The 4,709-nt window shown below is 38.4% G+C and carries 5 protein-coding genes; 4 read left to right on the forward strand and 1 reads right to left on the reverse strand.

Features of this window, described 5'->3' with window-relative positions:
* Both HT715_RS06315 and HT715_RS06320 read left to right on the forward strand, forming a co-directional pair.
* A partial coding sequence (locus tag HT715_RS06315; RefSeq protein ID WP_172922867.1) for a plasmid recombination protein occupies positions 1–1,057 on the forward strand: 1,057 nt, incomplete at its 5' end.
* Between the two features lie 975 nt (positions 1,058–2,032).
* Entirely contained in the window at positions 2,033–2,842 is an 810-nt protein-coding gene (locus HT715_RS06320) for a replication initiation protein (protein WP_000715517.1), read from the forward strand.
* 173 nt (positions 2,843–3,015) lie between these two features.
* Here HT715_RS06320 and HT715_RS06325 read toward each other — a convergent pair whose 3' ends face one another.
* Positions 3,016–3,474, reverse strand: a complete 459-nt coding sequence (locus tag HT715_RS06325; protein WP_000733562.1) for a hypothetical protein — start codon at positions 3,472–3,474, stop codon at positions 3,016–3,018.
* Positions 3,475–3,538: 64 nt separating this feature from the next.
* Here HT715_RS06325 and HT715_RS06330 point away from each other — a divergent pair, with 64 nt between their 5' ends.
* Complete coding sequence (locus HT715_RS06330; protein ID WP_078373521.1) at positions 3,539–3,826, forward strand: hypothetical protein; 288 nt, start codon at positions 3,539–3,541, stop codon at positions 3,824–3,826.
* A gap of 449 nt (positions 3,827–4,275) precedes the next feature.
* Positions 4,276–4,709 (forward strand): MobV family relaxase (gene mobV, locus HT715_RS06335; protein ID WP_172922868.1); only part of this gene is annotated, 434 nt, incomplete at its 3' end.

A 4,709-nucleotide genomic window follows, 5' to 3' on the forward strand; every position in this document is an offset into this window, starting at 1 on the left:
GCTGTCATCAAAGGTTATGTTTAACCGTGAGGAGCTAAAGCATATTCAGGAAGATTTGCCAAAGTACATGAATGAGCATGGTTTTGAGTTGCAACGTGGAAAGCGAGATAGCAAAGAACAGCATTTGAGTGTGGCGGACTACAAGGAAAAAATGGGGCGTGAAGCTCTTAATCAGGAATTGCTAGATTTAGGAGCGCCAAAATATTGGCATACGGAAGAACGTAGACCTGCAACAATGTCAGAAATTCAAGATTATGAGGACATAGGTTCTTTGTTTGCAGATTCAGACGTGACATTTAACATCCGAGAAGCGACGTTGGAAGAGCGTTTCAAATGGCTAGACACTCATAGAAACGATTTAAGGGCAGATTTAGGACGTTTAGAGGGTGTCCTTGAGAAAAAGATTGACGAATACGGTAAAATCGATTCTGAGGCTTCTGAGAGGCTCTCAGAGCTATCTGAGGTAAATAGTCGTCAGGAGGAAATAAAGGGGTTAAAAAGCGATTCTAAGCGTCTGAGCGATGATGTGGTTCGTCTGGAGAGAGCTCATAGAGAAAAAACGCAACTTTTGGTGGAACAATCAAGTAACTTATCGAAAATTTCGTATAGAGATTTAGATAGACGTCGAGTTGCCAAAGAGTTGCAGGAAGAATTAGAAAATGCTACTCCTAAACTGTTTGGCGATGGCTTTAATTTTACTTCGGATTTTGTTGGACGACTGAAGACGTTTGTGTCTGATGTTGTAGAGAAGCTGGAGCAGGCGGTCAATCAAAATGAGTTACTTAGAAATGCACTAGCAGGCATGAAAGAAGCAAAGAGTAGGCTTGAAAATAGCCTATCTCATGCAGAATGGAAAAATCAGCAATTAGAGACTGAAAACAAAGCATTAAAGCTAGAAAACAGGGAGTTGAAAGTTTCTAAAAATCTCTTAGATGACCTTTCTGAAGTCATAACAGAAAAAGAAGTAACCAGCCTCAATAAGCGTTTAGAAAACTTAAGAGAGACACGAGAACTGTCTAGGAAAAGACATGAGCCTACAAAAGGGCGGAGTATCTGAGCGATTTATGCCGTGAAAGCTATTTGACAATAAGCTAGGTCAAGTTAGACTGGTTAAGGCGGTTCAGTCTGAACTTTGTTCAGCTGACCGACAAACCAAAGACTAACGACCTAGGTTCCTTGTTGTCAAATAGACCATGGAATAAAGCAAGCGGACATGGTATAATAGCAATATTCTGGCACTAAGCCTTCGAAAGGAGGTGTTTAGCTTGTTAGAACTCATTACTCTTCTTGTTGTTGTCCGAGTAGTGTTGCCCTTAGCGTACGAGTTGGGGAAAGCCTATGGGATGAAGTGGATTGAAAAGCGCTTCGATGACAACGAGAAATAGTGTCACTTTTCACGAACGCTAGTGTGTTGTAGCTAGCGCAAAAAAGCACCCTAAGTCTTGGCGGACAGGGTGCTTTTCGTTTAGCGTGATGAACTCACTACTCTTGTTGTTGATTAAATTATAACATAGTTTTATAATGGGTGTCAAAAATAGACATTTGTGATATAATCAAATTGAGGCGCCTCAGCGATACGGTCGGTGGCGTGAATCTCTTTATAGGTCGGGCAACTGGAAACGGATAGCTCAAAGGGCACTATTTTGTGTCGGGTGTGGGACTGCCTTCAGCTTCGAGCTGTAAAGACCCCGGATGCATTTTTAAGAGATTGGCCCGATAGGGTCTTTTTTTTTGAAAAATTAAAAAAAATGAAGGATTTTTTCTAAAGGAGTTACTTTCATACTTACTTTATAACTTACTTTATATATACTTTGGGGGTGTCAAAAAGTCAGTATTATCAAGGGTTTGCGAGGAGATAAGTGACAAAAAAGTACGTGATACATGACAAAAAAGTACGTGATACATGACAAAAAAGTACGTGATACATGACAAAAAAGTACGTGATACATGACAAAAAAGTAATAAATTACTTGAAGTTTGTCATGTAATATTATATAATCATTTATGACAAAAAAGTACGTGAGGTTAAGCCATGAAAAAAGGGAAGTCAGAAAATGCGTTTGAGGGCTTGATGTCTAGACAAGATTATCTAGTAGTACAAGCGAATGACCTAGCCAAAGCCTTTGGGAATTTAAAAGCCTTTGAACATAAGCTACTGGACTATTGTTTTAGCTATGTGACCAAAGAAAGCACTGCAACAGATACATTTACGACAAATGCAAAAGAGGTGCTGAAGCACTTTGGATTGAACGCTTCAGGGAAAAACTATGAGCGTGTGGCACGTGGCTTTAAAGCCCTAAACGAAAACACTGCGTTATATCTGCCAATCGTTGAGAATGGCGTTAAAGGGATATTGATGACCCAGTTATTTAGAAAAATTAAATTCTTAGCTAATGGCGAAGTGGAATTTATCTTTTCAGAAGATGCTGCGCCTTACGTATTTGCTTTACGTAGCCAGTTCTTCTCGTTCAAATTGGCAGAGTTAGCTCAAATCAAATCAAAGTATGCCATTATTTTGATGAAATTGTGGGAAGCAAATCGCTTTAAAAATCAACGTGTCACAACCATTCAAGGAGATTTAGACGATTGGCAAGATTGGTTTTTAGGGGAAGAGAGAAGAATGCCCCCTGCAATCTTTGCAAGGAACTGTCTGAAAGTTGGGGCAGAAGAGCTAGAGAAAAAATTAGGGGTAGATGTTTATCTAAACGTAGTTAAAAATGGCCGAAAGGTCATAGGCTATGAAATGCAGATTACTGATAATCGACAAGTACCAACTGCAGAGATAATCAAGCAAGCTGAAGAAAGAAGTCGACAGACAGATATTTATGATTTTTTAGATTAAGCACTGTTCAAAAATCTAAGTATGGTTCAAATGGTTGTAACTGTCATGGAAAACACTTGTTTATATCTAATTTATGAGTAAAAAGATGCTATTGAGATGAAAAAGCAGCTCGATGTTGATGAAATTTAAAGAGACTGGGACAATTTTGTCCCAGTCTCTTTCTTGTTAGTGAATTATTCTTCGTATAGAATTTCAGGGTTCGGTATGCTCATCCCTGAACCACCACTACTGTAATTATTTGTTTCTGATTGAGGAAGTGCTATTTGTATTCCACCAGGGCCGTAAGCTACACCTGTAAAAGTTACTCTTTTTATTTTTCCGCTTACATATATTGAACCACTAACTGATTGTCCTGCCCTACCTTGACCGCTTACCGGGTAATATAAGGTACGGCCATTTGTTAATGTAATACGAACTCCTCCAGAGAATTGATAAGAGCTTTTAGTATAAGGTCGTGCGTACCACCATGCTCTACTTCGGTTATCATAAATTTCTATTTTGGAAACTCCACCATTTCCAGTTGCAGTAGAATATGGGGTGATTTGGTTTGCTTTTGGAGTTTCGGCATATGTTGTAACAGTAAATGAAAGAAGAGTGAGAAAGGTAGTTATAAATAAAATAAGTTTTTTCATGGTAGTTCTCCTTTATTTTTTGTATGATTATATCAGAATATTTTTAAAAATGAAAGGGTTTTCCATGAAGGGTGATGTTTTTTTTGATTATTTTTTGAAATCACTTAGGTTTCATCTTGGTGATAGGTGTAAGGATATTGGATTTATAGAGTTTGCTAAGGATGAAAATAATAGTTTTATTATTATAAAGGATTATATTTTAGAATCATTAGTAGTGTTGTCAAATATTTTGAGTAAGGAGAGGATTGTGTTTTCTTGTGGGGTTATTCATAGTAAGGGGGGAGTTACTGGAGTAGAAGTATGTATGAATGTATTAGAGTTAGAAAGATTAAATAATTTGTATAAGATATAGTTTTGAAGAATATTAAAAAATATAATGGAAACTGTCTATGTAGGATGTGTGGAGTTGATAGTATCAATGTTTCCTATGGAGATAATTTTCTCAACTATGTTTACTTTGATTTTTTGGTCGGACAATAGCGAAGCCGTCCGACTGTCATTTTGAAAAAATGACTTTGGGGGACTTATCGAAGTCGCCCAATTTTTCAAAAAATGCCCTTGCGATTCGAGGGCTTTTTTTGTAGTTCGCCCTGGCATAAAGTGGGCGGACTAGCTCTCTGCAAGAGCCTTCGGAGAACGCACTTTTACGAAGTAAAGTATAGTGCGTTATACTTTACATGGAAGTTAGCCGAAATTTGTGCTAAAATTCTAGCTAGAATGTTATCACAATAGACGAGCAATAGGCTTGCCGGCTCGTCTGTCATTCGCTACTCGAATGACCCACCTGAGGAGGTAAAAGTTATGAGCTACATGGTTGCGAGAATGCAGAAAATGAAAGTTGGGAATTTGGGTGGCGCATATAAGCACAATGAACGGATTTTTGAAAAGCACTCAAACAAAGACATCGACACGAGCAGGTCACACCTCAACTATGAGTTGACGGATCGTGACCGCTCTGTGTCGTATGAACGGCAAATTAAGGACTATGTGAACGAGAACAAGAGTTCTAAACGTGGGATACGGAAAGACGCTGTTTTGTGTGATGAATGGATTATTACGTCAGATAAAGATTTTTTTGAAAAGTTGGGCCAGGAGCAGACGAGAAAATTTTTTGAAACGGCTAAAAACTACTTCGCGGAGAATTACGGAGAAACCAACGTTGCTTATGCCAGTGTACATCTTGATGAGAGTACCCCACACATGCACTTAGGGATTGTGCCAATGAGAAATGGTAA

The organism is Streptococcus sp. 4155, from assembly GCF_013276695.1.
GTDB lineage: Bacteria > Bacillota > Bacilli > Lactobacillales > Streptococcaceae > Streptococcus > Streptococcus pseudopneumoniae.

Bases quoted from the DNA above. Each gene is read 5' to 3' on its own strand.
- HT715_RS06325 (WP_000733562.1), bottom strand. From the start codon at position 3,474: ATGAAAAAACTTATTTTATTTATAACTACCTTTCTCACTCTTCTTTCA.
- HT715_RS06320 (WP_000715517.1), top strand. From the start codon at position 2,033: ATGAAAAAAGGGAAGTCAGAAAATGCGTTTGAGGGCTTGATGTCTAGA.
- HT715_RS06330 (WP_078373521.1), top strand. From the start codon at position 3,539: ATGAAGGGTGATGTTTTTTTTGATTATTTTTTGAAATCACTTAGGTTT.